This window comes from Desulfurococcaceae archaeon MEX13E-LK6-19 (assembly GCA_029637525.1).
Classification (GTDB): Archaea; Thermoproteota; Thermoprotei_A; order Sulfolobales; family Desulfurococcaceae; genus MEX13ELK6-19.
The window spans coordinates 744,172-768,633 of record CP072660.1; the positions used below are offsets into that span (position 1 = coordinate 744,172).

Below are 24,462 nucleotides of genomic sequence, written 5' to 3' on the forward strand. Positions count from 1 at the left end.
TCCTATTAGGCTTCATGATTTTCCGTGTATAGTATCAAATACATGTTACTCAAGGAGAAGAAGAGAAGAGGAAAAAGAAAAAATATGTTGGGTTTAAACGGTCTTTTCTTCCTTGAAGTATATCTTCCCTAGGCTTGCTGGTGGAGCTAGTTTTCTCCTTAGTGGTGTCACGTTGAATATTACCATGGCAAGTATTGCAGCTATGAATGGTAGCATCTTTGCTACGTCTGTTGGTAGCCCGTATAGTGCTAGGATTGTGAACTGGTAGTTGATTAGTCCTGCGAAGATTCCTGCGTTAAGTGCTGTTAGCAATGGGTGTCTGCCGGCTGATAATGATATAGCGAATGCTATCCATCCATAGCCTAGGTAGTATAGCTTGGGGTTCCAGCTGCCAACGTAGGATAGTACGAAGAATGCTCCTCCAGCGCCTATTAGCGCGTAGCCTATGAGTCCAGCGATAATTCTTACTCCAAGTACGTCGACGCCTAGTGCTGCAGCTGCGTGCGGGTTTTCTCCAGCTGCTCTTATGGCTGCTCCTAGTTTAGTATAGTTTAGCACGTATAGCAGTAGTACTCCTATGGCTATCGGTATAACATACATTAGTACTGGCACTATGCCTACTGGTGTTATGTTGTATCCTCTTATACCGTGTACTGAGACATAGGAGTATGCTGGATCTCCTATTGTTAATGCTAGACCGTATCCAAGGAACATCAGTGATAGTCCTGCTGCGCCATGGCTTATCGGTAGTTTTGTCGTTATGTATGCTAGGAATGCACCGAATAATGCTGCGACTACTGCTGCTGTTGCAACGCCAATCCATGGATTACCACTGTAGACTGCCGCCGCGAACGCTGTTGCTGCAGATAGTATGAATAGTCCGTCGATCGCTAGATTGAGTACTCCTGATTTCTCGAAGAATCCGTGTCCTAGTGCCGTCAAGTAGAACATTATGAATACCGGGGCTGTGTCTAAGAGTATCTCGGCGATGTTCATTTCTTAACCACCTCCTTCTTTTCCACGGCCTCTTCCTCGCTTGTTTTTCTTGTCGGCAAAACAATCTTGATTGTGTACTCGCTCATGACACTGACTATAGTGTACGTTAGTAGTACTGAACCAATGAATATGAGCATTATCTCGATGCCACCAAGCTTCGCTATTTGTAGCATTATACCAGTGTTTCTTAGTGCACTTACTATGTATGCTGCTACAGGTATTGCCTTCAAGTCAAGCATTGACAACCATGCTACAAGTATTCCTAGGTATCCATAGTTCGCTGTGTGTTCCTCTAGTGGATAGGATAATCTATGAGTGTCTCCTAGAAGGTATACTGCTCCGACAATACCAGCTATGCCGCCAGAGATTGCTAAAGCGATTACTATTGTTAATGGGACGCTGATTCCCGCGGACCTTAGTATCTGTGGGTTTGAGCCTAGTACTCTTATTCTCAATCCTATGCTTGTGTTCTTTAGCAGGAACCAGGCGCCAGCAAATACTAGTACGAACAGTATGACTGCCTCAATAGTCGCAGTGCTTGGCTTTATTCTGACAAACCATAAGTCGTATGGGATCTCATCTGTTCTAATGTATCCATAGGTGTACTTGCCTTTCCAGGGACCGTATACTAGGATGTCGAGGATATAGTATGCTATGTAGTTTAGCATCAGTGTTATTGGTACTTCATCTATGTTCACGTATGCCCTCAAGACACCAGCTAGTGCTGCCCAGAGAGACCCTAGTATTGCAGCGGCTATCACTATAACGATTTTCGCTAGTATCGGTATATTGGCTAGGGCAGTGAATAATGCTATGTAGGTTCCGATCATCATGCCCATGTGGATTTGTCCTTCTCCACCAATATTCCATACTGCTCCAGTGAACGATACTAGTAGTGCTATACCTACTAGTGAGAGTATCAGGAAGTCTTTTACTACTGATGGTGCTTTGAATGATTCTATGATATTCCAGAATAGGGCTACTGGTGGTATTCCCTTAAGAGCCCATAGTATTATTGTTGCCAGTATTAGTCCTGAGACTAGTGATGCTGCTGGAATTACTACTCCACTATAGGGGATTGGCTTAACTCTCTTTAACACGATTATTTTAGGGAGAGGAGAGCCGGCCATGCTACATCACCATGAGTTTCTCGACTTCTTCTCTCTTGGCTTTCTCTGCGGGGAATACACCAACTATTTTGCCAGAGTTCATTACTGCTATAGTATCGCTCATCTGGAATACTTCGTCTAGGTCTTCTGAGGCGAATAACACGGCTATCTTTTCCTTCATTGCTTTTTCTTTGATTATTTTCCTTACCTTAATAGCGGTTGCCTCGTCTAGTGCTCTTGTTGGGTTGTAGGCTATTAGTAGCTTCTTTGCGGCTGTAAGTTCTCTTGATACGAGTACCTTCATTATGTTACCTCCAGATAATAGTTTGACTGGTGTAGTAGAGGAAGGCGTCATAATCTTGTATTCATCAATAAGCTTTTTCGCAAGATCTCTTATTTTATTCCAGTCAATGATGAAGTTCGTGAATACTGGTATTATCGCTATGTTTTCTTCAATAGTATTGTCTAGGGATACTCCATAACGGGCTGGTATGTCTGGTATGTATCCGGTACCCATTCTACGTATTACGTTTGTACCCTTGTTTGTGACGTCTTTTCCTTCGAAGAATACTTTTCCTTTAGATATCTTTCTTAAACCAACTATTGCTTGTATGAGTTCTTTCTGACCGTTTCCTGCTACACCAGCTATACCAACTACTTCCCCGGCTCTAATCTTCAGACTGACTCCTTTGACGGCGTATTCGCCGAAGTCTCCTAGAACCCATACGTCTTTGATTTCTAGTACTACTTTGTCCTCGGGTTTCGATAATGGTAGTCTCTCATAGGTTATTTCGGCTGATCTTTCTCCAAACATGAGTTTGCGGACGTCATCGATTGTGACTTTTGTTTTCTCAACAGTTCCCACTACACGTCCTAGTCTTAGTACTGTTATTCTGTCGGCGACATCCATTGCCTCGTAGATTTTGTGTGTTATCAGTATGACGCTTCCGCCTTTGTCGGCAAAGGCTCTTATGAATTTGTAGAACTTCTTTTTCTCCTCGAGAGGCAGGTAGGTTATTGCCTCGTCTAGTATTAGTACCTTGGCGCCTAGGAGGATTGCCCTCATTATTTCTACTAGCTGTTTCTGTGTATAGCTTAGCTGCCAGACAGGTGTCTTGGGGTCTACTTTGATTCCGATTTCTTGGCTAGTCTTCTTTATGTAGTCTACTACTTTGGATACTGGTGTGAAGACCCCGTATTGTTTTAGCCCAAGAATTATGTTTTCTGCAACTGTTAGCGAGTCTATTATTTGTGGTGACTGGGAGACCATTACTATACCGAGGTTTATGGCATCTCTTGGATCACTTATTGTAACTTTTCTTCCCTCAACAATTATTTCTCCTTCGTCGGGCATGTATATTCCATATAGTATCTTGACTAGTGTTGATTTGCCGGCACCGTTTTCTCCTAGAAGTGCCAGCACCTCGCCTTTTCTAACATCCATAGACACTTTGTCTAAGGCTACGACTCCTGGGAATCTCTTTGTTATATTTCTCAATACTATTATTGGCTCGCCCTTGGCAGAAGGGGAAGGGGAAGAAGAAAAAACATGTTTAGATTGGGTGTCGGCGGCAGTCACTATACCACCTCTTACCGCTATATACTGTATTTACTGGTATGTTGGGGTTTTAAATGACTCTACTGGGCTAGGGAGACTAGATGGCTCCCTTGAATACTACCCAGTCAACAAACCACTGCATCTCCCAGAGGTCGTCGTGACCTAGTCTCTGTCCTTCTGGTATGGTTACTTTCTTGCTTGGCTCATCCTTCATGTATCCGCTTAGTGGCCCTGTGAATGGGTCGAATACTGCTGCGATTGGGTAGTCAATGTATCTTGGGTTGTCTTCTGTACCGTAGTTGAGCTTGATTGTAGCAATATTCTCGTACTTGTGTGTTACAGCTGTTAGCTGTAGTGGTGTTAGCATGAAGGCGTTCTTCATCTCCTCGTATCTACGCATGACTAAGTCGTATACGCTGACTTCCTCGCCTGTTAGCTTGTCTTTAACCTTGATGTTCTTGAGTTCTGGGACAAACTTCGGGTTGATCATCATTACACTGCCGTTCTCGTAGATGTGGGCACCTAGCTCAACAGCACCAGTGTTTAGTAGGTACCAGTAGTCAACGTTCTCTAGGTTGTATGGTGTGTAGATGCCGGCCTTGATCTTTGCTAGGATGTCTACGTAGATTACCTCCCATCTAACTAGCTGTCCGCTGGGTACAACGTCTGGTCCCTTGGAGTATCCTGGGCTGTAGTGGCTGAATACGTAGACTAGCTTGCCCTCGGTTTCGTAGAGGTTCTGAGCCCACTCAATTATTGCTGTTGAGTCCTCAGTGTAGGCGATTACGTCTACGCCATACTGCTCTACTAGTGTCTGTGCGGCTTGTCTAGCCTTGTCTGGAGCGTACCAGGCACCGATTTGTATTACGTAGACAGTAATGTTCTTGCCTAGCTGTTCACCAACCTCCTTGGCACCAATAGCAAAGGCGTTGATGTGCCTGACTACCTCGGGTATAGTGAAAGCTGCTACGTAACCGATCTTACCGGTCTTTGTTAGAGCACCAGCAATGAGGCCGTTGAGGTAGTAGATCTGGTATAGGTCTGCGAAGTAGGTACCAACGTTCTTGTACCTCTTGTAACCACTGCAGTGGAAGAAGAACTTGTCTGGATACTTCTTACCAGCCTCGATGGTCTTGTCCATGAACTCGAATGATGTTGTAAAGATTACGTTGTATCCCTGTGATATCAGGTTGTCAATGGTCTCTGACAACTGTGCCTCTGAAACACTCTCGACGTATGTTGTCTCTAGCCAGTCTTTGCCGAAGAGCTCCTCAGCAACTCTTCTACCAATGTCATGCTGGAATGTCCATCCGAAGTCGCCGACTGGTCCTACGTAGACAAACGCTGCACGGACTTTCTCTGGTGGTGTATACTCGGCGGCTGCAGTAACCTCTTCTTTCGGCGCATACTGCATTCCTATGTAGAATGCTGCTGCTCCTACTACTATTAAGAGGACAATGAATATAGCAACTAGGGCTCCAGTTTTCACACTCAACACCCTGCACAACTGTAGACCTATTTACTAGGTATAATTTCCATAGGACGCGGATAAAAACCTTAGGGAGAAAACCATTATTACAATAAAAACTTTGCTAAATAAAACTACAAAACAAAGACATACATTATACAACAACATAAAACTTTTTCTGAAGTGCTAGAAATTTTTTACTTAAGAAAAATGAAAAACTACTTAACTAATGATATGGGGTTAGAGAATATTGCTCCTCAGCGTTTCTACATTTCTATTAATTATGTACTACTTCATGAATAGTTTACCGTAAACAACAATTTTTAGCAAATATTAATGAATAACAATTGTCTAATACCATAGTATAATTTAGTTTAAGTGTACAGTAACGTGCGGTAATATTGTCATGATAAATAAAGTAATAAGGCATGCGATAATTGGTGCGGCGGCCGGGATTTGAACCCGGGATCTCCGGCTTGGAGGGCCGGCGTCCTAGTCCAGGCTAGACGACCGCCGCACAGACCCGGTAAACACTCTCTTCTCCAAGGATTTATATGTTTTATTAAGGCTTAAAGAAGAATGAATAAAATCGGGTGATGAGCTCGGCGAAGATGAGGCAAATAGCCGATGAAATGGGTCTTGAGTGCTGATCACAAAGCATGATATGTGTCTATCAATAAATTTTGTGGACGCAGACTTAGTAGGTATAGACTTTTTCTATTGTGTGTATTACTTCTTGTATGGGTATGGCATATTCATAAAAGCTACCTAAGGCTTTAAGAGCAGTAACTTAGGTCATTTTACTTCTCTAGTCTTTTAGTTCACTAGGGATGGTTTTATGGTTGTGTGAATAACATAAACTATAAACAAAATATGAATGTAAAATATATGATATACTGTGATATACTTGTACTGTCTATGTGGTGGGCGTTATGTCAAAACGCTTGACCCTTAAATACTTGCCTTTTGCTTGGTCGGGACTAGTCCTTACAGTCATTGTATTCGCGATCTTAGGGTCCATAGTTAGGGGTGATCCCTGTCTCTTACTAAAGAAGTGGGGTATTAGTGTCGATGTATTCGCCATGACGATGCATGAAATTGGACTACTACTTGGGTTGGTTGTTACTATACACCTCTTGTCGAAAAGAGGTGTAAAGATATCAGACTTGGGGATGAAGGGTGGTCTCAAAGCGACATGGATTGCATACGCAGTCGCTGGGTTCGTTGTAGCCATGCTCTTGTACCCAGCCATTGAGGCTATTACTAGGGTGGTTGGTATTGGGATGTTTTGGTGGAGTGAAGAGAGATTCGTGTATTCCTCGTTGATGGACTGGTGCCTGGTAATAATTGTCGCCGTCCTACTGGCTCCTATAGTCGAGGAACTGTTTTTCCGCGGCTACTTACTGACTGCGTTCTTAGAGAGAATAGGGAGTGTGCCATTAGCTATCTGTATATCTTCGCTAGTATTCGCTAGCATTCATGCCCTCATAGGACCGGGGGCAATGATATTCATCTTCCTATGGTCTCTAATACCGTCTTATCTATATCTCAGAACAGGTAGCCTATATCCTGCCATCTTAATGCATGCCCTCAATAATATCTTCGCCTACATGATCATCCCAGCACTGCTACAACCATACTAGCCTCCAATGAGACTATTATGGTAGTAAAAGTACTTCATCAAATGGTAGATCTATATCATGAATGATATACTAGTCTTAAACACTAATCATAAAATAAGAATAGGGAAAAATAAGATCTAGAACCAAGTGTTTTCTGCAGAAGAGAAACTACAGCTAATTGAATGCAATGGTGCAAAATATGCTTGAGTTCTCTCTGATTATGTCTATTCTTTTATGGATTTTTGCTATCATAATTATCTGGATTGTTTTTGTTGAGGTTATTATCAGGATTCTGCGTCACTATATTCACTTCCCTGTTCCCGTGTTCATCGGGCGTTTTATCGATAATCCTATTAGGAGAAGAATACAGTCCCCTTCAAAAGTTGTTGGCTGGATCGATATAAAGAATGGTATGCTTGCTCTGGAGATAGGACCTGGCCCTGGTACCTTTACTATCGAAGCAGCTAAACGTGCTGGATCAAATGGGAGAATTGTTGCAATTGATATAGAGCCTATTATGATCTTTAAACTTCGCGATAAACTCAGAAGGAATAATATATTCAATGTAGAACCAATAGTTGGTTCGGCACTAGATCTTCCGTTTAGAGAAAGGGTATTTGATAGAGTTTTTATGGTTGCTGTTTTTGGTGAATTACCTAATAAAGAGAAAGCATTACTTGAAATTAAGAGGGTTATAAAGGATGAAGGTTTGTTGGCGATAGGCGAGTTCCTGCCAGACCCTGATTGCCCGAGAAGAAAAACAGTGATCAAATGGTGTGCGAAGACAGGTTTTAGACTAGTCAACAAATACGGGCACCTATTGCACTACTTGCTTATATTTAGGAAAAAGTTATGAATAACCATATAGCTAATCTGTATTTTGCCAATAAGTTGGTTAGTTACAATGTTTGTTATAAATATTTGTAGTAACCTAAATTATAAATAGTGTTATTAATGTGTATGTGCTATAGAAGTTATTAGTAGAGTAGAAAATGGGTGTGCATATATTGCGTACGTTTTGCGAAATTGCTTCAAAGACGTTAATACCGTCTTTAAGAGCGTTGATAGCTTCTATTCTTATTGAGAAATATAAGATGACACAAGTTGATGTAGCCAGGAAACTAGGTATTACACAACCTGCAATAAGTTATTATCTTCACTCGAAACGCGGGAAGCAAGCACTCGATATTCTTCGTAGTAATGAGAAAATCATGAAGCTCGTCGAAGAGATAGCTGATAAGATTTATCGTGAGGATAATACTGAGATGATCTATAAGGACTTCTGCAGTCTTTGTTCAGCTATCAGAAGTGATGAAGAAATAATGAAGTTTATTGAAGAGAAGATATTCAAGAAAAAACTTTACTAAAACCCTAGAGTGATTATGATATCTTGTCTATTAATCAAGCCCCCCGAGGTTATTGTATAATGGGAGTTAAGGTAAAGTTTCTTGCATTGGTTGCCGATATTGTTGGTGTTGACGAGGATTTTGTAGAGGTTTCTTCACCTATTAAACTTAATGATTTCAAGGAGATTGTTTATAGTAAATATCCTAAGCTAAGAGATCTAGAAAAGAGGTTTCCTATAGTGGTCTTAATAAATGGGGTGAAAGCGGAGCCCGGACAAATAATTAATGATGGTGATGAAGTAGCTTTTATGCCCCCTGCATCGGGTGGATGACATGTTCGAAGGAAGAATAGTTAAAGAAGAAATAGACATCAATAAAGTTGTAAAAAACATAATTGCTAGAACATATGGTGAAGGTGCTGGAGCACTAGTAGTTTTCATAGGTTATGTTAAAGGAGTTGTTGAAGGACATACTGTTAACGAACTTGATTACCAAGCTTACGAACCGTATGCCACGAAGAAACTACAAGAAATTATTAATGAAGAAAAAGAGGATGGCGTTTTGAGTATTGTTGTTTATCATAGAGTAGGTGATTTAAAGCCGGGTGAACCAACCATCTACGTATTCGTATCAGCTCTTGACAGAACGAAAGCATTCGAAAAAGCAAGGAGAATACTGGAAAGAGTAAAACATGAAGTCCCCATATTTAAGCTCGAAAAAAGAGACGATGGCGAATACTGGGTTCTAGGCGATAAAAATAGAGTCAAGAGAGAAAAGAAAGAGAAAAAGTAAAATATTTTATCACCCAAATATATAACAAAGTTATACATTTGATTGGGAGACGTAAGGTGTTGGATCCTCATCATATTGATGCTAGTCATGATGAGAAAAAACATATGCACCATGAAGAACAACATGTCGGTAAACATGAAGGCATGGCCGAGGAGTATAAAAAGAGACTGATCGTATCAGTTGCTCTCACTATTCCAATAATACTATTATCACCAAGCATAAGATCTATTACAGGTATAGGTATTATTATACCATGGCAGAATACTATACTATGGTTACTAGCATCAATAGTATATCTGTATGGCGGATACCCGTTTCTAAAAGGACTCGTCTTAGAATTAAGAAACAAAATGCCTGGCATGATGACACTAATTGGTGTAGCTATTTCTGTAGCGTATTTCTACAGCTCTATGGTCGTATTCCTTATACCAGGTAAGATGTTCTTCTGGGAACTTGCCACACTTATTGATATAATGCTTCTTGGGCACTGGATTGAAATGAAAGTTGTTGCAGGTGCTTCTAAAGCATTAGAGAAGCTAGTCAAGGCATTGCCCACGAAGGCACATCTAGTCAGGGATGATGGTAGTATTGTTGATGTGGATGTTTCTACATTAAAGCCTGGTGATAAAGTAATCGTGAAACCTGGTGAGAAAATACCTGTTGATGGAGTTGTTGTCGAGGGTACTACGAGTGTTGATGAATCAATTGTTACAGGGGAATCACTTCCAGTATCCAAGAAGCCTGGAGATAAGGTAATAGCTGGAACAATTAATCTCGATGGCTCCATTGTTGTCAAGGCGGTTAGTGTTGGTAAAGAAACATATCTAGCTCAAGTAGTTGAGCTCGTAAAGAAAATACAGATGAGCAAATCAAGAGTTCAGGATCTAGCCAATAGGGCGGCTAAATGGCTCACAATAATAGCGCTGTCAAGCGGCTTCATAACATTTAATGCTTGGCTCCTAATGGGATATGATCTCGTTTTTGCTTTGGAAAGAGCGGTAACAGTAATGGTGATTACTTGTCCTCACGCACTAGGGCTAGCTATACCGCTTGTTATTGCTCGTTCAACAGCTCTTTCTGCAAGCAATGGAATACTTATTAGAAATAGGATTGCTTTTGAGAAAACAAAGAGTGTTAACCTTGTTGTATTTGATAAAACAGGTACTTTGACTCATGGAATCCTAGGGGTGCGAGATGTAATTATTCTAGACAAGAATTACGATAAAGAGAAGTTGCTGTATCTTGCTGCTTCAGTGGAACAACATAGTGGTCACCCTATAGCGAAAAGTATTGTGGAGTACGCTAAAAACAATGGTGTAAAACCCGGTAAGGTAGATGGCTTCAAATCTTATCCTGGTATTGGTGTTGAAGGTAGGGTTGATGGTACTATAGTAAGGGTTGTAGGACCAAGTTATATCAAGTCTGCTAAAATACCTGTGGAGAGTATTCCAAATGCTGGTGAAGGGACTGTAGTATTTGTAGTTGTTGATAATACTGTAGTAGGAGCGATCACCTTATCGGACATTGTGAAAAAGGAATCATATGAAGCAATTAGTGAATTGAAGAAAATGGGTATCAAGACTGTTATGATTACTGGAGACAATAGGGCTGTAGCGAAGAAAGTAGCTGAAGAACTAGGTATAGATGAGTTTTATGCAGAGGTTCTTCCTCACGAGAAAGTCGAGATTGTCAAGAGGTTTAAAGAGAAAGGATATGTTGTAGCCATGGTTGGTGACGGCATAAACGATGCACCAGCTTTAATGGAAGCTGACGTAGGGATAGCTATTGGTGCTGGAACCGATATAGCTATTGAATCAGCTGATATAGTGTTGTCAAGAAGTGATCCAAGAGATGTTGTTAAGGCTATAGTCTTGTCGAAGAAAACGTATAGAAAGATAAAAGAGAACCTGTTATGGGCAACAGGATACAATGCTTTTGCTATACCCGCTGCAGCAGGGGTGTTCTACGGTTTCGGATTCCTTCTACCACCAGCACTTGGTGCTCTCTTAATGTCTCTAAGTACAGTAATCGTTGCAATTAATGCAAGCCTACTAAAATAACATCAAAGATATCCTAGGCAGGTTTTATAGAGCTTAATATTCTAAGTCTTTCAACTGCTTCAGGTATTTGCTTGAGAACATAGTCGATATCGTCTATGCTATGATATCTTGATATCTTAAACAATATGCTTCCATGGGCTTCCTCGTGTTTCCTCCCTATTGCAAGAAGGACATGACTTGGCTCTAGTACCCTACTTGTACATGCACTCCCGCTGGATACATAGATTCCTCTCAAACTTAGTTCAACAGTTAGTGCTTCTCCTTCAACATATAGGAAGCTTATATTGACGTTATCTGGTGCTCTTTTATCGCCTCTAGGGCCATTGAGTAGTACATTAGGTACACCATCCATTATTCCGTTGAGAAGTTTATCTCTTAGCTCTCTAACATACCTTATTTTCTCCTCGAAATCAGTGAAAGCCAGTTGGGCGGCTTTGCGGAAACCAACGATAGCTGGAACGTTTTCTACGCCAGGCCAATAGGATTGTGTACTAAGAGCACCATGTATTATCCTGTCTAGCTTTACTCCTTCGCGTACGTATAGAGCGGCTGCACCTTTTGGTCCCAAGATCTTATGGCTACTTATAGAAAGCAAGTCTACATCAAGTTTTTTCACGTCTATAGGTATCCTAGCGTATGCATCAACGGCATCTGTATGTATAATTGCGTCCGGGTTATGGTCTCTAATTATCTCTATAGCTTCTTTCAATGGTTGAATAGTACCTATCTCGTGGTTTACTGTTTGTATACTTACTAGTACTGTTTCTTTATCGACAAGACTATCGAGAATATCGAGATCAATAAACCCTTCTTCATCGACTGGAATTTGAAGAACATTGAACCCCTGCTTCCCGAGTTCATTGACTGGTATGAGTACGCTATAATGCTCTATTGCTGATATAATAATCTTCTTGCCCTTATTCTTGTTGGCTAGTATAGAGCCTAGTATTGCTAGGTTATTTGCTTCAGTGCCACTATGGACAAAGACTATCTCGTTGGGTGAAGCGTTTAGTGTTTTAGCAATATACTCTTGTGCCTCAAGAACAGCTTCCAGGGCCTCCCAACCAGGCTTATTAGTTATTGATGGATGTCCATATCCGTACTTATTGAAGTAGGGTAGCATTTCCTCAACAACTTCCTTTGGTACAAACCCGCTGTTTTCGAGGTCAAAATAAACTTCTCTAGGAGGTTTTCCATGGGCTTTCAATAGATTACGTACTTTCTCAAGCTCGTTTGACAAACTATTGCACCTATATCGCCTTCCTATGTAGAGGATACATATATAACAGTGATATAAATATTGTTATTCTTGGAAACCACATGTAGCACTATATTAGAGTCTTGGTGTACAAGATGCTTAACCCATATGCTATTAGAAGAGATTTTCCAGTACTCAGCAGAAAGATTGACGGCAAGACTCTCATTTATTTCGACAATGCTGCTACTTCTCAGAAACCTATCCAAGTTATTAACGCTATTACTGAATTCTACAAGAAATACAATGCTAATATTCATCGTGGACTCCATACGTTAAGCCAGGAAGCTAGTGAAATGTATGAAGAAGCACATGATGTTATTGCTAAGTTCATAAATGCACGGGGGCGTCATGAGATCATATTCGTAAAGAATACCACTGAGGCATTGAATCTTGTAGCCTATGCATGGGGTCTAAAGAACTTGAAGGAAGGAGATGAGATAATAGTTACCATAATGGAGCATCATAGTAATTTCATTCCCTGGTTTAAAATAGCTTCATTGAAGAAAGCTTGTGTCAAGGTTATTGATGTGGATAGATATGGGAGGCTGAAGTATAGTGAACTAGAGGAAGCGATTAGTAAGAGAACAAAAATTGTTGCCCTGTCGTGTATGAGTAATGTTACTGGCGTTATTAATGATGTAAAGCGGGTTACTAAGATAGCACATGAAGTTGGTGCTATTGTTGTTGCTGATGGTGCTCAGAGAGTTCCTCATATGCCGACTGATGTACGTGAACTTGGGGTGGATTTCCTGGCGTTCAGTGGACACAAAATGCTTGGACCAACAGGGACAGGAGTCCTCTATGTTAACGAGGATATTCAAGAGAAACTAGACACCTTTATGGTGGGCGGCGATACCATAAAAGAAGTGCACTATAATGGTGAATTGAAAATTGTTTGGCATGATTTGCCTTGGAGGTTTGAGGCAGGTACACCTAATATTGCTGGTGCGATAGGTCTCGCCGAAGCAGCAAAATACCTAATGAAAATAGGGATGGAGAACATTCATGCACATGAAGTAGAGCTCGTCAAGTACTTCTTTAAGAGAATAACAGAAGAAGACCTAGTTGATAAAATCAACATCATTGGACCACATGAACCCATGGAGAAAGGCGGGATAATAGCATTTACAATAAAAGATCTTGACCCACATGCAACAGCAATGTTATTTGATGAAGAAGGAATTGCTGTTAGAAGCGGGTTCCACTGTGCCCAACCACTTCATGAGAGACTAGGGTTTACTCGAGGTAGTGTTAGGGCAAGTTTCTATCTCTACAATACTTTTGAAGAAATAGACAAGTTCATCGAGGTGATCAAGTCTATAATCAACGGGTTATAAAACAGTAAGTATAAGACCCTTAGATAACATGTGTTATACATGGAGTGTGTTTTGGCATGAGTACACGTATCCCCCTACCATATAGTCCTAAAGTACTCGAATTATTTAGGAACCCGAAGAACGCTGGTCCCATGCCTGATGCTACTGTGAAAGCGACAGCAGGTAGTCCAGCTTGTGGCGATATGATAACAATATATCTGAAGATCGATGAGAAAAATGAAAAGATAATAAAAGCTACATTTGAAAGTTATGGTTGTGCAGCTAATATTGCTGTAGCAAGTATGCTAACGGAGGTAATCAAGGGGAAAACATTAGAAGAAGCATGGCGTATATCTTGGAAAGAATTATCAGACGAATTAGGTGGTCTCCCGGTAATTAAGTATCATTGTAGTATTCTTGCAGTTGGCGCGCTAAAGAGAGCTATTAGAGAGTACTATAAAGGAAAAAAGAAACCAGATTGGCTTCCTGAAAAACAGACAAAAGAAGAACTACAAGTACTTGAAGAAGAGAAAATGATTGAGTACATGTACCGTAGATTCGGTATACAAAAACCTAGTGGTGGTGAAGGCGGGAAACATTGAATTCAGTGGAGAACCTAATAGACTTGAGGAAACAGCCTAAAGGATGTAAAGAACATCCATTGATAAGATTGAAGAATACTATAAGAAGAATGAAGAAAGGCGAGTCCATTAAAGTAATTACTGATACAACAACAATACCTTTGAGGACAATAGAGATTATTGCGAGGAAGAATGAGTTGAAAGTGGAGATAATTGGTAAGAACAATAATGTATACGAAATAGTTCTTAGGAAAGAGTAGTTATAGACTACTACTAAACCCTGTATGTATACTTCTTGATGTACTTATCCATGTCTTTGTAATCGATTACTTCTGCCTTCATATACACGATCTTGTAGTAGTCTCTTAGCTTGCTCTTGTCTAGGATCTCTTCTGGCGTTAGGGTCTTATGATCATAGAATACTATTACTTCGCTGCCACGTATATGAACGCCTTTTACACCGTGAACACTGAGTAAATGTATTTTTGAAGGAGCTATACAGCTAGCACACCCTATTCCCTTAAGGCGGATGATAAGTACGCCTATATCCATTGTAGTTTCCTCTTTCAGCGGTCACCTATCGTTGGATAGTATTTAATAAGGTTTTTATGACTTTATGTAGAACCCGGAGTCGACCATGGCGGTGAAGATAAGGACTGTCGACAACTCGTTTGTTAAGGAGATTGATGCAGATGGTATAACTGTCGGTGCATTGTTGAAGAAACTTGGTTTGCTTGTTGAGGAATATGTTGTCGTTAAGAACAACCAGGTTGTAACAGAGGATGATATAGTACGTGACGGCGATGAAATAGTATTATACCCGGTGGTATCAGGTGGTTAACTGTAGTATATGTGGTAAACCAGCTGTATACATCTCTAGGGTGGGCGGTAAAGCTTATTGTATGAAACATTTTCTCGAATATTTCGACAAGAAAGTACGGCGTACAATAAGAAAGTATAGAATGTTTGGTGAAAAAGAACACATTATTGTTGCCGTATCCGGGGGCAAGGACTCACTATCTCTTCTTCATTATCTCGTAAGACTTTCAAAAAGAGTACCTGGGTGGAAGATTTCTGCTCTCCTTATAAACGAAGGTATAGCTGGTTACCGCGAAGAAACAATAAAGGATTTCCTGCGTGTAGTAAACGAGCTTGGTGTTGAGTATAGGATTGTTAGGTTTAAAGACGAAATAGGTTATACACTTGATGAAATGGTTAAAATAGGTAAGGAGAAGAAGCTACCTTATCTACCATGTAGTTACTGTGGGGTTTTCAGGCGATATCTCCTCAATAAGGCAGCGCGGGAAATGGGTGGAACTGTTCTAGCAACAGCGCATAATCTTGATGATATTGTGCAAACCTACATCATGAATATTATCCAGAACAATTGGGATAGAGTAGCAAGACTATCTCCTGTCCTGGATAACAGGAAACATCCTGGTTTTATTAGAAGAGTAAAACCATTTTACGAAATACTCGAAAAAGAAACCACTCTATACTCCATACTTAATAACCTGTACCCAAAGTTCACAGAATGCCCTTATGCACAATATAGTATGAGATGGATCATTAGGAAATACATTAACGAGATGGAAGAGAAGTACCCAGGTACAAAATATTCCCTTTTGAGGTCATTATTGACAATTATTAACATACTTAATAGAGGCCAGGAAACCTATGGGAAAGAAGAAATAATGACGTGTAAAATATGTGGTAGTCCTTCTTCGCATGAAATATGTAGGGCATGTAGGTTCAAAATGGAACTTGGCATTTTGGATAAAATAGATAAGTGGGGTTCCGCATAGGAAAAAATAAATAGACCACTCAACTATAACTAGGTTATGCATGAGGAATAGGTGAAAGTTATGGAAGAAAGGCTAAAGCTAAAAGTATTCATGAACACTCTTGAAATGCTGCCTCATATATGGCCGACACCACTAGTTAGACTGAGAACATTTTCTGAAAACGGTTATGAGGCATGGGCTAAACTGGAATATTTCAATCCATTTAGTCATAGTATAAAAGATAGACCTGTGTGGAACATGATTGTCAAGGCCTTGAAAGAATGTGTTGAATGTGGTAAATTATATGAAGCTACATCGGGTAACGTTGGCATCGCTATGGCTTGTATATCAAATGCTCTTGGTATAAAATTTAGAGCATACATACCAAAGCCCACACCCAAACTAACAGAGACCTTATTAAAAATGCTTGGTGCAGAAGTTATAAAAACTGATTATGAAACGATTTCACCTGAAATGGTAAAGATGGTTGAGGAAATAGCACGTAAAGAATCAGCCTTAAACCTAAACCAGTTTGTGAATGATGATAATTTCGAAGTTCATTATAAGTATACTGCAAGAGAACTTGATGAGCAACTAAAAGCTGTCGAACGAAGTCCTCCAAGAGCTATAATCGCTGGAATAGGTACATCAGGACATATAGCAGCCATTTCTAAATACTTCAAAGAAAAATATGGTGATAAAGTTAAGATAATAGGTGTTATTCCTGCTAAAGGAGAGAGCATACCGGGGATAAAAAGAATTGAAACAAGACCTAAATGGATCTTTCAAGTAAAAATAGATGATGTTGTCGAGGTAACTAAAGAAGAAGCTGCAAAGATGGCTATTGAGGTGGCTAGAAGAGAAGGTATATTGATAGGTTTAAGTTCAGGTGCAGTAACAAGAGCATATGAAATAGTTCGTAATGATATAGGAGAGGGTGTTTATGTACTAGTGTATCCAGATGACTCGTTTAAATATATTGAAACAATTGAAAAATATTTGTAGTCTTATTTAAAAATATTTAAGCTCAATAATATTTATTGAAGTAGATGAAATAGGCTTTTGAAAAAGCTATTTCACTATTTTCATGTCCAAGTAGTTCTTTAATTTGGTCAATAATGTCTTCAATTTTATTTATTAAACTCCATACAATATCTAATAATTCTTGGGCCTGCGAAGTATTTCCATTGTTGAGTGCTTCTTCTACTTGTTCAAGCAATATAGTTGCATTTACTATAAGCTTCTTTGCTTCAATAATTAAACTAGTAATATTAGTGCTTGTATTGCTTAGCTTACTTTCTATATCCATTAGTGTATTGTTTAGTTCAATTAACTTATTTCTAGCTTTTTCAACTTCTTCAGCTATTCTTTGCTTGGTGGATGAATTTTCTTCTACTAGTTGCTCTGCGTATTTCAGCAAACTCTTTATTTCATCAATTAACTCTCTCAATTCCTCAATAAGAGTTTTTGCCTGAGTATAGTTTCCATTTATTAATGCTGTATGAGACTTATTTAGTAGTTCTTCAGCAAGCCTAATTAATGACTTTGTTTCATTTATTAAGCTAAGTAATTCGGTGGAATTAAGTAGAGAGGATTTATTCTCAATTATCTCAAGTCTTTCTTTTAATGAGGAAAGTGTTTGATTTAGCTCTTTAATTTTATTTAATAACTCTTCGTAATCCTCCTCAGTGACTTCAGTCTTTGTTTTCCCTTCTGTTTCCTCTTCTTTTTCTTCTTCTGAGATGTGTTCAAGCATGTCTTCCACTTGTTCTATAATCTTCTTTACTTCTTTGAATAAGATCTTTATATCTTGCAATAGCTTACTGACTTTAATATAATCTTCTTCTTCAAGAGCTTTTTCTAACTCGTTCATTAAGGTGGGTATGTTATTGAGGACTTCTTTTGCATTATATAGGAGAGTTAGTATATCAGAATGATTCAATGCTTCAGCTTTTTCAATTAATAAGATTATTGTCTCATTGTATTCTATGAGTTTTTCTTGTAATTCTTCAATAATTTCCTTTATCTCGCTAGTAATCTCCTTATATTCTTCAATAATGTCTTCAACAACGTCCAATAGCTCGTCTATGTCATCTATGAGTTTTTCAATATCCTCTATGAGCGCTTCAATGTCTTTCTTGGATACGTTCTCCTGCTTAATCATTAATTGTAGTTCATTGAATTTTTCAATTAAGATACTGTATTTTTCTTCAGCCTTGGAAACTAGTTCTATAGCTTTACTATTATTTAGCTTTGCAACAACTTCTTTTAAAGAAGATATTCTATCTTGAAGTTTTGATATTTCTTCTTCTAACTCACTTAGATCATAAAGTACTTCCATTTTTTCTTCAAGTTCTTCTTCAAGAATATCCCATGCCTTGTCTATTAATTTATCGATTTTGCTCAGTATCTTTAAAGCCTCAATAGTTTCTCCATTGCTTATTAATAACAGTGCTTCATCTAAGAGGATTTCTATTTCATTAATTATTTTGTTTACTTTTTCGATTGTTTTCAATGTCTTTGTATCATTCTCTGCTAGTGCTCTTTCTTTTAATTTACTTATTGTTTGATTAAGTTCTTGTATCCTTTCAAGAATCCTTTCAAGAGTAAAGTTTAGGCTCTTTACTATAATCTTTTTTGTTGAATTGGTTACTGTTATGTTAAATGAAACATATATTGTAAGTATACTTGAAGTGTATTCAAGAATCTTTTTAGCTTCTTCAACGCTTGTTAAAGCTTCTTCTATTGCGTCAATTGCTTCTCCGGATACATTTAGTTTTCTTAGTAACATTGTTACATAAGTTAATATTTCAATAGATTTATTTAATGCCTTAATAGAGTTATTGATGTTAGTAATGGCTACTTCGATGCTTGTAGTATTTTCTATAGTAGTAATGTATAGTACTACAAGTTTTGTTAGTTCAGTTGAAAACTCTTCTGTTTTCTTGATTTTCGTCTTCTTTTCTATTTGTTTTAGTAATTTTATTGCTTCCTCTATCTGCCCTTCATTAATATGTTTTGTAATATTCTGTATAAGTGTTTGCACCTCAGTATCATTTAATTCTTCTAATTCTTCTAGGATGTCCATTATTTCCTTTAATATTTCTTTTTTGATAACTTTTGTCATGTTAGATGGAATACTTTCTTCTACGTATGAAGAGACTTTCTCATAGACGTCAATGGCTTTATCAAGAATACTTTCTGCTTCTTCACTTGTAAGAGCATCTATTTCTTCATTAGTTAAGTTTAGTATGGATTCCACTTCTATCCTTAGTTCGTCTGGAAGTCGAGATAATGGCACTATTTCTAGTTCTCTTCTAATAAGTTCTCTATAGGCTTTTATCATGGATTTTACTTCGTCATTTTTGTTTTGCTCTAGTACAAGACTAGTTTTATGGAGGTCTGTTTGGAAGGCTGTTACTGGTATGTTCGATAAAGTCAGCATTATAAGCATCAGCACAGCGATCACTTTATATAAATTCCCTGTAGTCGGGTGCACCTTTCCTCACCTGATAGACAATTTTGTTATGGTGCTTTTTAAGAGACACTATGAAACTTCTTGTGAAACCAGTGAAACAGCGTTAATGTTTTAAGTAATCATTAATTATAATTGTAATGTAGCTCGGCATTTTGTGGTACCAAGTATAACGGGTGTATATATGAGAGAGATAAATAGTATGATACTATACATCGTGTTGTTTTTGGTAGCAATATCGACAATGATTACTGATACCGGTGTAGCAGAAGCCCAAAGCATAAACTCAATCACCATAACAATAAAGGATACAGGTGTTGTTGTGGTCGAGATCAAAGGTAATGCTGTGGTCGGCATTAATGAGTATAAAGCCCCTGTAGAACCTGTTTTGGTTTCCTTGAGAGCTTATATCAACAATACGCAAGTTGCTACTATGTATATGAATAGAACAATATACATCCCCTCAACTATCGATGGTATAGTTTACATTAGATACATTGCTAATGTAACTACTGTACAAGGTGTAGCAAGTTTTCAGGTTTATGATGTGGGTATTAGTATAAAACTTGTTGTTGAACCAAATGTTGTGTTACTTACAATGCCTAGCAATATAGAATCAGTTAAGACGGTTGATGGCGTTGTTGAAATAACGTTTAGTGGGTCTGCAGTAATAAAGTATGTTGTTACAACAGTTGATACCATTAAAGAAGGTGAGTCATATCCGGCAACTTCTACGGAAACACCTATAGGCCCTAGTCTACCCTTTGATAACAATTTATTGATCGTATTAATAGCCGCCGTAACAATTGTTGTACTAGGTATTATTGCTCTAAAGTACAAGAGAAAACTCGTTGAAAGCAGAAGCTCCTACGTTAGCAGTATTCTCGATAATATTGACAGAAGTATACTCCAATGTTTAAAAGAATCTGGAGGATCATTATATCAAAGCGAACTTCAAAGAAAACTGAATCTACCCAAAGCAACTTTATGGCGCCATGTATATAAACTCGCCCAATTAGGTTTTTTAGAAATAGTTAAAGAAGGGCGGATAAACAAACTTGTTCTTAAGAAGAAGCCTTAGCATCTTAAAATAAGATATTTGATTGTTTTTAATATGAAGCTAGAACGGAATTTACTGTAAAATTTTTATTAAGTAATGTGATATGAAAGTATTAACGGTAATAAAGAGTGATGGTGTCTCTTAGTCTTGAACCTTAATCCTGAAGAAATAGAACGTTATGATCGACAGATAAGAGTATTCGGTATTAACGGGCAGAAGAAACTTAAGAATTCAAGTGTACTTGTCGTCGGTGCAGGCGGGCTTGGTTCAGCTGTTCTATACTATCTTGCGGCTGCAGGTGTTGGAAAGATAATAGTTGTTGATCCAGAGAATGTAGAGTTAAGTAATCTGAATAGACAAATAATACATTTTACGCATGATATTGGAAAAGAAAAAGTAGTATCGGCCAAAGAGAAGCTAAAGGCGCTTAACCCTCACGTCGAAGTTATTGGCATCAAGAAATATTTTGATGAAAAACTTGGAGACGAAGTCGTCCCGCAAGTAGATGTTGTAGTAGATGCTCTGGATAACTGGGATACAAGAATAGTGCTTAACAAGATTTGTGTAAAATACAGAAAACCACTAGTACACGCTGGAGTACGTGAAGCCTATGGCCAGCTTCTAGTCATAATGCCGGGGAAAGGACCGTGTCTTCAATGCGTGTTTCCTTCCAAGATAAAAGAAGAAAGACCATTCCCAATACTAGGGCCAACACCAGGTATACTTGGGGCTATGGAGGCCCTTGAGGTAATAAAAATTATCACTGGTTATGGAGAACCGTTGGTAGGCAGGCTCCTCCTATTTGATGGTAAAAACAATGTATTTACAGAAATCAAGGTAAAGAGGAACCCTAAATGCCCTGTTTGCGGTCATATTAAAGAGCAGTAATAGTCTTGAATAAAACTACAAAACCCAGGAACTATTTATATTATAATAGTTAAAAAGGTGAGTTCCTGTGCCGTGTTCTCGTGAAAATATTATTAAAGAAGCTATTCTCGACGTAGCTAAGTTAATGGTTGTATCAGCTATAACAGCACCTAAGGCTAAAGGGATCGATAACATCGTTGTCGCAATTATACATGAGAAAGACGAGCTCGAAAAACTAGCCAAGAAAATGGAGGAACTAGCTGAATCCTATGGCGAGTTCTTTAGACGGGACGCAGATAATATTAGAAGATCACAAGCTGTTGTCTTGATAGGCTGTAAAATCATTGATATAGGTGTTAAGAAACCAAATGAATATAAATACGATGTAAACCTAGTCTTAAGTCTGATAAACCTTGGAATAGCAATTGGTTCTGCTGTAAAAACAGCATCCATACATAACGTTGACAACAGAATCATGTATACTGTTGGAGTTGCAGCAAAAAATCTAAGACTTATTGATGCCGATGTGATAATCGGGATACCATTGAGTGCGACTAGTAAAAACATTTACTTTGACAGGAAATGGAAGTAGCTAAATAATAATGCTTAAAAACATAGTTGTTTTATTTCTTGCTATTATAACGTGGAAGCAAAAGCTTCATAGCGTTTTTGCTGGTATTCTCGTAATCGTTCGTCATGATATATGTTAAAGATTTCTTCGTCGCTAAGTTTGAGTGACACGAGTAGATCTTTAACACTTCTTCCCGTGGGATCTGAACGATACCTCTCTTCAACTTCGACTAGTCCTAGTTCCCTAAGCTTATTAATAGCATTCCATACTTCATCATGGGATACTGGCTGTTCATTCAATGTGAGTCTCATTGAAGTTATTTCACTACGTATTTCGCCACTCCAGAGCTTCCTAAACAGGGCAAGAACCCTCAAGACATCGCCCATTAATAGTTCTTCTCCTTCTCTAGAAGAAAGTATTCTCTTAAGTTCTTCCACGATATACCGCCTCACGATAATAATGTTATCCATATTTTCCTTAATAACTCTGGTATCCGATAATCCTCTTTGTGGTAAAAACCCAGCTTTTTATTTGGATAAGTACTGAACATAGTTATTTGAAAAATCTAAAAGACGAAGAGGATTGATCTGTAATGCTTATGGTTAATAAAAAATACTGCCTATCAGTAATGGCTATTGCTCTCATACTTGTATCTATCATACAATCCTACATAGTATATTCCATTAATGTGAATCAATATAGGGAAAATGATGCATTGTATAAATGGGTTCTAATGTTCTTTATACCAGCCGATAATAGTCTAGGTGACAAGTATGTTAGTGAAGTTATTAACAAAATAAAAAGCGTTAATTTGACGGATAAGTTAAAGGTAGTGATATTTATTGATGAGTATGACAGGCAAGGTCAGATTTACGAAATAAACACTAGTGTAAATGGAGGAGCACTTCTAGTGCCATTGATCAGCTTAGGTGAGTGTAATACAGGTGATCCCCGGGTCTTAGATAAATTTATTAATTATTCTATCACAAGGTTCCCCGCTGAATACTATGGTTTAATAATAATTGACCACTCTAATGCGTGGATTGGCAAAGATTTCAAACACGTTCATCCAATAGCCTATGATGAGCATACAGGTACTAACTCCTTAATGGATTATTTAACTTTAAATGAGATAACATCAGTATTAAGAAAATACGATGAAATAAGTATCATAGTATTCGATGTAGATCATTATTTATCATTTGAAGTTTATGCGAGCATATTCATGAACACTAATATCGAGTTCTTAATAGGATCTCCTTTAACACCATGTAGTATAGAGTACGGCGATATATTGAGAGAGCTTAGTATTAGACTAGATATCAATGAAGTAACTCCGGGAGAACTTGCTGAATTAATCGTAAACACTACTTCATCAAAACAACATGGAAACCCGGGTTTTGTTCTTGCTGCATTTAAGAAAGAAACTTTTAGCTACATAATGCCAATGATGTTGTCGCAGTTTATGGCAATATATCCTGAAGAAATAACTAAGATTCTCAATAATGCTATTGAAAGAACTCCAGTGTACTATATATCGTTATACTATCCGTCAGTTATATTCTACGACATGGGGGTATTCCTTAAAGAATTGAATAATACATTAAGAGACAATAAGATGATTCTCCTTAAGAATTCTGTAGAGGTGTTATATAGAACACTATTGGAGTCCCGTATAGCGTTTGGTGCATATTTCCTCTATGATGATTGCCTAGGGTTATCGATGTATTTCCCAAGGGATCCTATTGATTACTATGCTAATAAAGTATGGTACGAGAAGAGTATTAACGAAACTAGTTTACTTCTGCAGTGGAGCGACTTCCTTAATACATACTACACATATGTAGCTGGGAACAAGCTGGATCTGCATATAGATTACTCGCCAGTATTTATAGACAATAAACCGTTTATCTTGATCTCTACAACAATTAATGGCAGATATGTCGATGTGGAGAAAATTGATGTAATTATTGAGAAAATCAATAGCAATGGTAGCGTTACGGTACTTTCTACTCGTAGTTGTAATAGAGTTAATGAGGGCATATATCTTGTATCGATAAACAATGCAACCCCTAGTGGTATAGATAGTGGAAGTATAATCATTACCATACACGCATCTCTCGGTTTTCTCGAGGAAACAGAACAGATCAGTCTAAATGATATTGCTGGTACAAAGGAGATACTTGATTACCTTGGAATCTTGAATGCTAAAATCGATCGTATAAATGGTAATGTTACTATATTGAATACCTCTATAGGCGATCTCGCGGTCAAAACTGATGAAATAATAGACTCGATTATTAGAGTTAACGATACTTTTGTCAAAGTATTGTTTAAGACTAATGAGACACTTTATGGAAGGATAGTTTCTATAGGAAAGGATGTCGTGACTATAAGGACTCAGATGGGTGATTTAACTATAAGTGTCCTAGAGTTACGAGATAATGTCACGAGTAAACTAGAATCCATGAATACGGCTATGAGCAATAGAGTCTATGTAGTTCAGGTATTGGCTGCATTTATCCTCATAGCGATAGGGTTAACTTGGTATTTTATAGCTATGTTATACAAGAGAGTGTTATAGGTATTCATATAGTAT

At 38.3% G+C, this 24,462-nt stretch carries 24 protein-coding genes and 1 tRNA gene; 16 read left to right on the forward strand and 9 right to left on the reverse strand.

Annotated features, from left to right (window positions below; translation table 11 throughout):
- Positions 1–93: 93 nt before the first annotated feature.
- The 5 genes from J4526_04260 to J4526_04280 form a co-directional block, all read right to left on the reverse strand.
- On the reverse strand, positions 94–996 hold the full coding sequence (locus tag J4526_04260; GenBank protein WFO76060.1) for an ABC transporter permease: 903 nt from the start codon (positions 994–996) through the stop codon (positions 94–96).
- Positions 993–2,102 (reverse strand): ABC transporter permease, encoded by a 1,110-nt coding sequence (locus tag J4526_04265; protein ID WFO76322.1) that lies wholly within the window; start codon positions 2,100–2,102, stop codon positions 993–995. The genes J4526_04260 and J4526_04265 overlap by 4 nt, the downstream gene beginning before the upstream one ends.
- 25 nt (positions 2,103–2,127) lie before the next feature.
- A complete protein-coding gene (locus J4526_04270; protein ID WFO76061.1) occupies positions 2,128–3,684 on the reverse strand; it encodes an ABC transporter ATP-binding protein in 1,557 nt (518 codons plus the stop codon).
- Positions 3,685–3,760: 76 nt separating this feature from the next.
- Positions 3,761–5,077: a BMP family ABC transporter substrate-binding protein gene (locus tag J4526_04275; GenBank protein ID WFO76323.1), complete on the reverse strand. Its 1,317-nt coding sequence runs from the start codon at positions 5,075–5,077 to the stop codon at positions 3,761–3,763.
- Positions 5,078–5,569: 492 nt separating this feature from the next.
- Positions 5,570–5,648, reverse strand: a tRNA-Gly gene (locus tag J4526_04280).
- Between the two features lie 415 nt (positions 5,649–6,063).
- Between J4526_04280 and J4526_04285 the strand changes: the two genes are divergently transcribed.
- The 6 genes from J4526_04285 (at position 6,064) to cadA (ending at position 10,951) form a co-directional block, all read left to right on the forward strand.
- Complete coding sequence (locus tag J4526_04285) at positions 6,064–6,774, forward strand: CPBP family intramembrane metalloprotease (protein WFO76062.1); 711 nt, start codon at positions 6,064–6,066, stop codon at positions 6,772–6,774.
- A gap of 178 nt (positions 6,775–6,952) precedes the next feature.
- Positions 6,953–7,609 carry a methyltransferase domain-containing protein gene (locus J4526_04290; protein WFO76063.1) on the forward strand — a complete coding sequence of 219 codons (657 nt, stop codon included), beginning with the start codon at positions 6,953–6,955 and terminating at the stop codon, positions 7,607–7,609.
- Positions 7,610–7,760: 151 nt separating this feature from the next.
- Entirely contained in the window at positions 7,761–8,120 is a 360-nt protein-coding gene (locus J4526_04295; protein WFO76064.1) for a hypothetical protein, read from the forward strand.
- Between the two features lie 59 nt (positions 8,121–8,179).
- Positions 8,180–8,431 (forward strand): MoaD/ThiS family protein, encoded by a 252-nt coding sequence (locus tag J4526_04300; protein WFO76065.1) that lies wholly within the window; start codon positions 8,180–8,182, stop codon positions 8,429–8,431.
- A 1-nt stretch (position 8,432) separates the two neighbouring features.
- Positions 8,433–8,891 carry a molybdenum cofactor biosynthesis protein MoaE gene (locus tag J4526_04305; protein WFO76066.1) on the forward strand — a complete coding sequence of 153 codons (459 nt, stop codon included), beginning with the start codon at positions 8,433–8,435 and terminating at the stop codon, positions 8,889–8,891.
- A gap of 104 nt (positions 8,892–8,995) precedes the next feature.
- Positions 8,996–10,951 (forward strand): cadmium-translocating P-type ATPase, encoded by a 1,956-nt coding sequence (gene cadA, locus J4526_04310; protein WFO76324.1) that lies wholly within the window; start codon positions 8,996–8,998, stop codon positions 10,949–10,951.
- Between the two features lie 13 nt (positions 10,952–10,964).
- On the opposite strand, the gene J4526_04315 is transcribed toward cadA, so the two are convergent.
- Positions 10,965–12,191: a cysteine desulfurase gene (locus J4526_04315; protein ID WFO76067.1), complete on the reverse strand. Its 1,227-nt coding sequence runs from the start codon at positions 12,189–12,191 to the stop codon at positions 10,965–10,967.
- A 113-nt stretch (positions 12,192–12,304) separates the two neighbouring features.
- Between J4526_04315 and J4526_04320 the strand changes: the two genes are divergently transcribed.
- From J4526_04320 to J4526_04330, 3 genes are read left to right on the forward strand one after another with little or no spacing between them, the layout of a single operon-like run.
- Positions 12,305–13,546: a cysteine desulfurase gene (locus J4526_04320; GenBank protein WFO76068.1), complete on the forward strand. Its 1,242-nt coding sequence runs from the start codon at positions 12,305–12,307 to the stop codon at positions 13,544–13,546.
- 56 nt (positions 13,547–13,602) lie between these two features.
- Entirely contained in the window at positions 13,603–14,127 is a 525-nt protein-coding gene (locus J4526_04325) for an iron-sulfur cluster assembly scaffold protein (protein ID WFO76069.1), read from the forward strand.
- Positions 14,124–14,366: a sulfurtransferase TusA family protein gene (locus J4526_04330; GenBank protein WFO76070.1), complete on the forward strand. Its 243-nt coding sequence runs from the start codon at positions 14,124–14,126 to the stop codon at positions 14,364–14,366. Before J4526_04325 ends, J4526_04330 begins: the two co-directional genes overlap by 4 nt.
- Positions 14,367–14,379: 13 nt before the next feature.
- Here J4526_04330 and J4526_04335 read toward each other — a convergent pair whose 3' ends face one another.
- Entirely contained in the window at positions 14,380–14,658 is a 279-nt protein-coding gene (locus tag J4526_04335) for a hypothetical protein (GenBank protein ID WFO76071.1), read from the reverse strand.
- Between the two features lie 85 nt (positions 14,659–14,743).
- Between J4526_04335 and J4526_04340 the strand changes: the two genes are divergently transcribed.
- Genes J4526_04340 through J4526_04350 form a run of 3 tightly spaced genes read left to right on the forward strand, consistent with a single transcriptional unit; the run spans position 14,744 to position 16,895 of the window.
- Positions 14,744–14,947 carry a MoaD/ThiS family protein gene (locus tag J4526_04340; protein WFO76072.1) on the forward strand — a complete coding sequence of 68 codons (204 nt, stop codon included), beginning with the start codon at positions 14,744–14,746 and terminating at the stop codon, positions 14,945–14,947.
- The gene (locus tag J4526_04345; protein ID WFO76073.1) at positions 14,940–15,911 is read left to right on the forward strand and encodes a TIGR00269 family protein; all 972 of its coding nucleotides are present in this window, start codon (positions 14,940–14,942) and stop codon (positions 15,909–15,911) included. Before J4526_04340 ends, J4526_04345 begins: the two co-directional genes overlap by 8 nt.
- Before the next feature lie 60 nt (positions 15,912–15,971).
- A complete protein-coding gene (locus J4526_04350) occupies positions 15,972–16,895 on the forward strand; it encodes a PLP-dependent cysteine synthase family protein (GenBank protein WFO76074.1) in 924 nt (307 codons plus the stop codon).
- A gap of 22 nt (positions 16,896–16,917) precedes the next feature.
- On the opposite strand, the gene J4526_04355 is transcribed toward J4526_04350, so the two are convergent.
- Positions 16,918–19,350 carry a hypothetical protein gene (locus J4526_04355; GenBank protein WFO76075.1) on the reverse strand — a complete coding sequence of 811 codons (2,433 nt, stop codon included), beginning with the start codon at positions 19,348–19,350 and terminating at the stop codon, positions 16,918–16,920.
- Between the two features lie 199 nt (positions 19,351–19,549).
- On the opposite strand from J4526_04355, the gene J4526_04360 reads away from it, so the two are divergent.
- The 3 genes from J4526_04360 to J4526_04370 all read left to right on the forward strand — a co-directional run bounded on the left by J4526_04360 (position 19,550) and on the right by J4526_04370 (position 21,884).
- Positions 19,550–20,446 (forward strand): winged helix-turn-helix transcriptional regulator, encoded by an 897-nt coding sequence (locus tag J4526_04360; GenBank protein ID WFO76076.1) that lies wholly within the window; start codon positions 19,550–19,552, stop codon positions 20,444–20,446.
- Between the two features lie 126 nt (positions 20,447–20,572).
- Complete coding sequence (locus J4526_04365; protein ID WFO76077.1) at positions 20,573–21,313, forward strand: HesA/MoeB/ThiF family protein; 741 nt, start codon at positions 20,573–20,575, stop codon at positions 21,311–21,313.
- A 124-nt stretch (positions 21,314–21,437) separates the two neighbouring features.
- On the forward strand, positions 21,438–21,884 hold the full coding sequence (locus J4526_04370; protein ID WFO76325.1) for a ferredoxin: 447 nt from the start codon (positions 21,438–21,440) through the stop codon (positions 21,882–21,884).
- A 44-nt stretch (positions 21,885–21,928) separates the two neighbouring features.
- Here the strand turns inward: J4526_04370 and J4526_04375 are convergent, their stop codons facing one another.
- A complete protein-coding gene (locus J4526_04375) occupies positions 21,929–22,300 on the reverse strand; it encodes a hypothetical protein (GenBank protein ID WFO76078.1) in 372 nt (123 codons plus the stop codon).
- Positions 22,301–22,455: 155 nt separating this feature from the next.
- Between J4526_04375 and J4526_04380 the strand changes: the two genes are divergently transcribed.
- Complete coding sequence (locus tag J4526_04380; protein WFO76079.1) at positions 22,456–24,447, forward strand: hypothetical protein; 1,992 nt, start codon at positions 22,456–22,458, stop codon at positions 24,445–24,447.
- Positions 24,448–24,462: the final 15 nt, after the last annotated feature.

Excerpts from the sequence above, each read along its gene's own strand:
- J4526_04260 (WFO76060.1), bottom strand. The coding sequence starts at position 996 with ATGAACATCGCCGAGATACTCTTAGACACAGCCCCGGTATTCATAATG.
- J4526_04275 (WFO76323.1), bottom strand. The coding sequence starts at position 5,077 with ATGCAGTATGCGCCGAAAGAAGAGGTTACTGCAGCCGCCGAGTATACA.
- J4526_04285 (WFO76062.1), top strand. The coding sequence starts at position 6,064 with ATGTCAAAACGCTTGACCCTTAAATACTTGCCTTTTGCTTGGTCGGGA.
- J4526_04290 (WFO76063.1), top strand. The coding sequence starts at position 6,953 with ATGCTTGAGTTCTCTCTGATTATGTCTATTCTTTTATGGATTTTTGCT.
- J4526_04300 (WFO76065.1), top strand. The coding sequence starts at position 8,180 with ATGGGAGTTAAGGTAAAGTTTCTTGCATTGGTTGCCGATATTGTTGGT.
- J4526_04305 (WFO76066.1), top strand. The coding sequence starts at position 8,433 with ATGTTCGAAGGAAGAATAGTTAAAGAAGAAATAGACATCAATAAAGTT.
- cadA (WFO76324.1), top strand. The coding sequence starts at position 8,996 with ATGCACCATGAAGAACAACATGTCGGTAAACATGAAGGCATGGCCGAG.
- J4526_04320 (WFO76068.1), top strand. The coding sequence starts at position 12,305 with ATGCTTAACCCATATGCTATTAGAAGAGATTTTCCAGTACTCAGCAGA.
- J4526_04325 (WFO76069.1), top strand. The coding sequence starts at position 13,603 with ATGAGTACACGTATCCCCCTACCATATAGTCCTAAAGTACTCGAATTA.
- J4526_04335 (WFO76071.1), bottom strand. The coding sequence starts at position 14,658 with ATGGATATAGGCGTACTTATCATCCGCCTTAAGGGAATAGGGTGTGCT.
- J4526_04340 (WFO76072.1), top strand. The coding sequence starts at position 14,744 with ATGGCGGTGAAGATAAGGACTGTCGACAACTCGTTTGTTAAGGAGATT.
- J4526_04350 (WFO76074.1), top strand. The coding sequence starts at position 15,972 with ATGGAAGAAAGGCTAAAGCTAAAAGTATTCATGAACACTCTTGAAATG.
- J4526_04360 (WFO76076.1), top strand. The coding sequence starts at position 19,550 with ATGAGAGAGATAAATAGTATGATACTATACATCGTGTTGTTTTTGGTA.
- J4526_04370 (WFO76325.1), top strand. The coding sequence starts at position 21,438 with ATGGTTGTATCAGCTATAACAGCACCTAAGGCTAAAGGGATCGATAAC.
- J4526_04380 (WFO76079.1), top strand. The coding sequence starts at position 22,456 with ATGCTTATGGTTAATAAAAAATACTGCCTATCAGTAATGGCTATTGCT.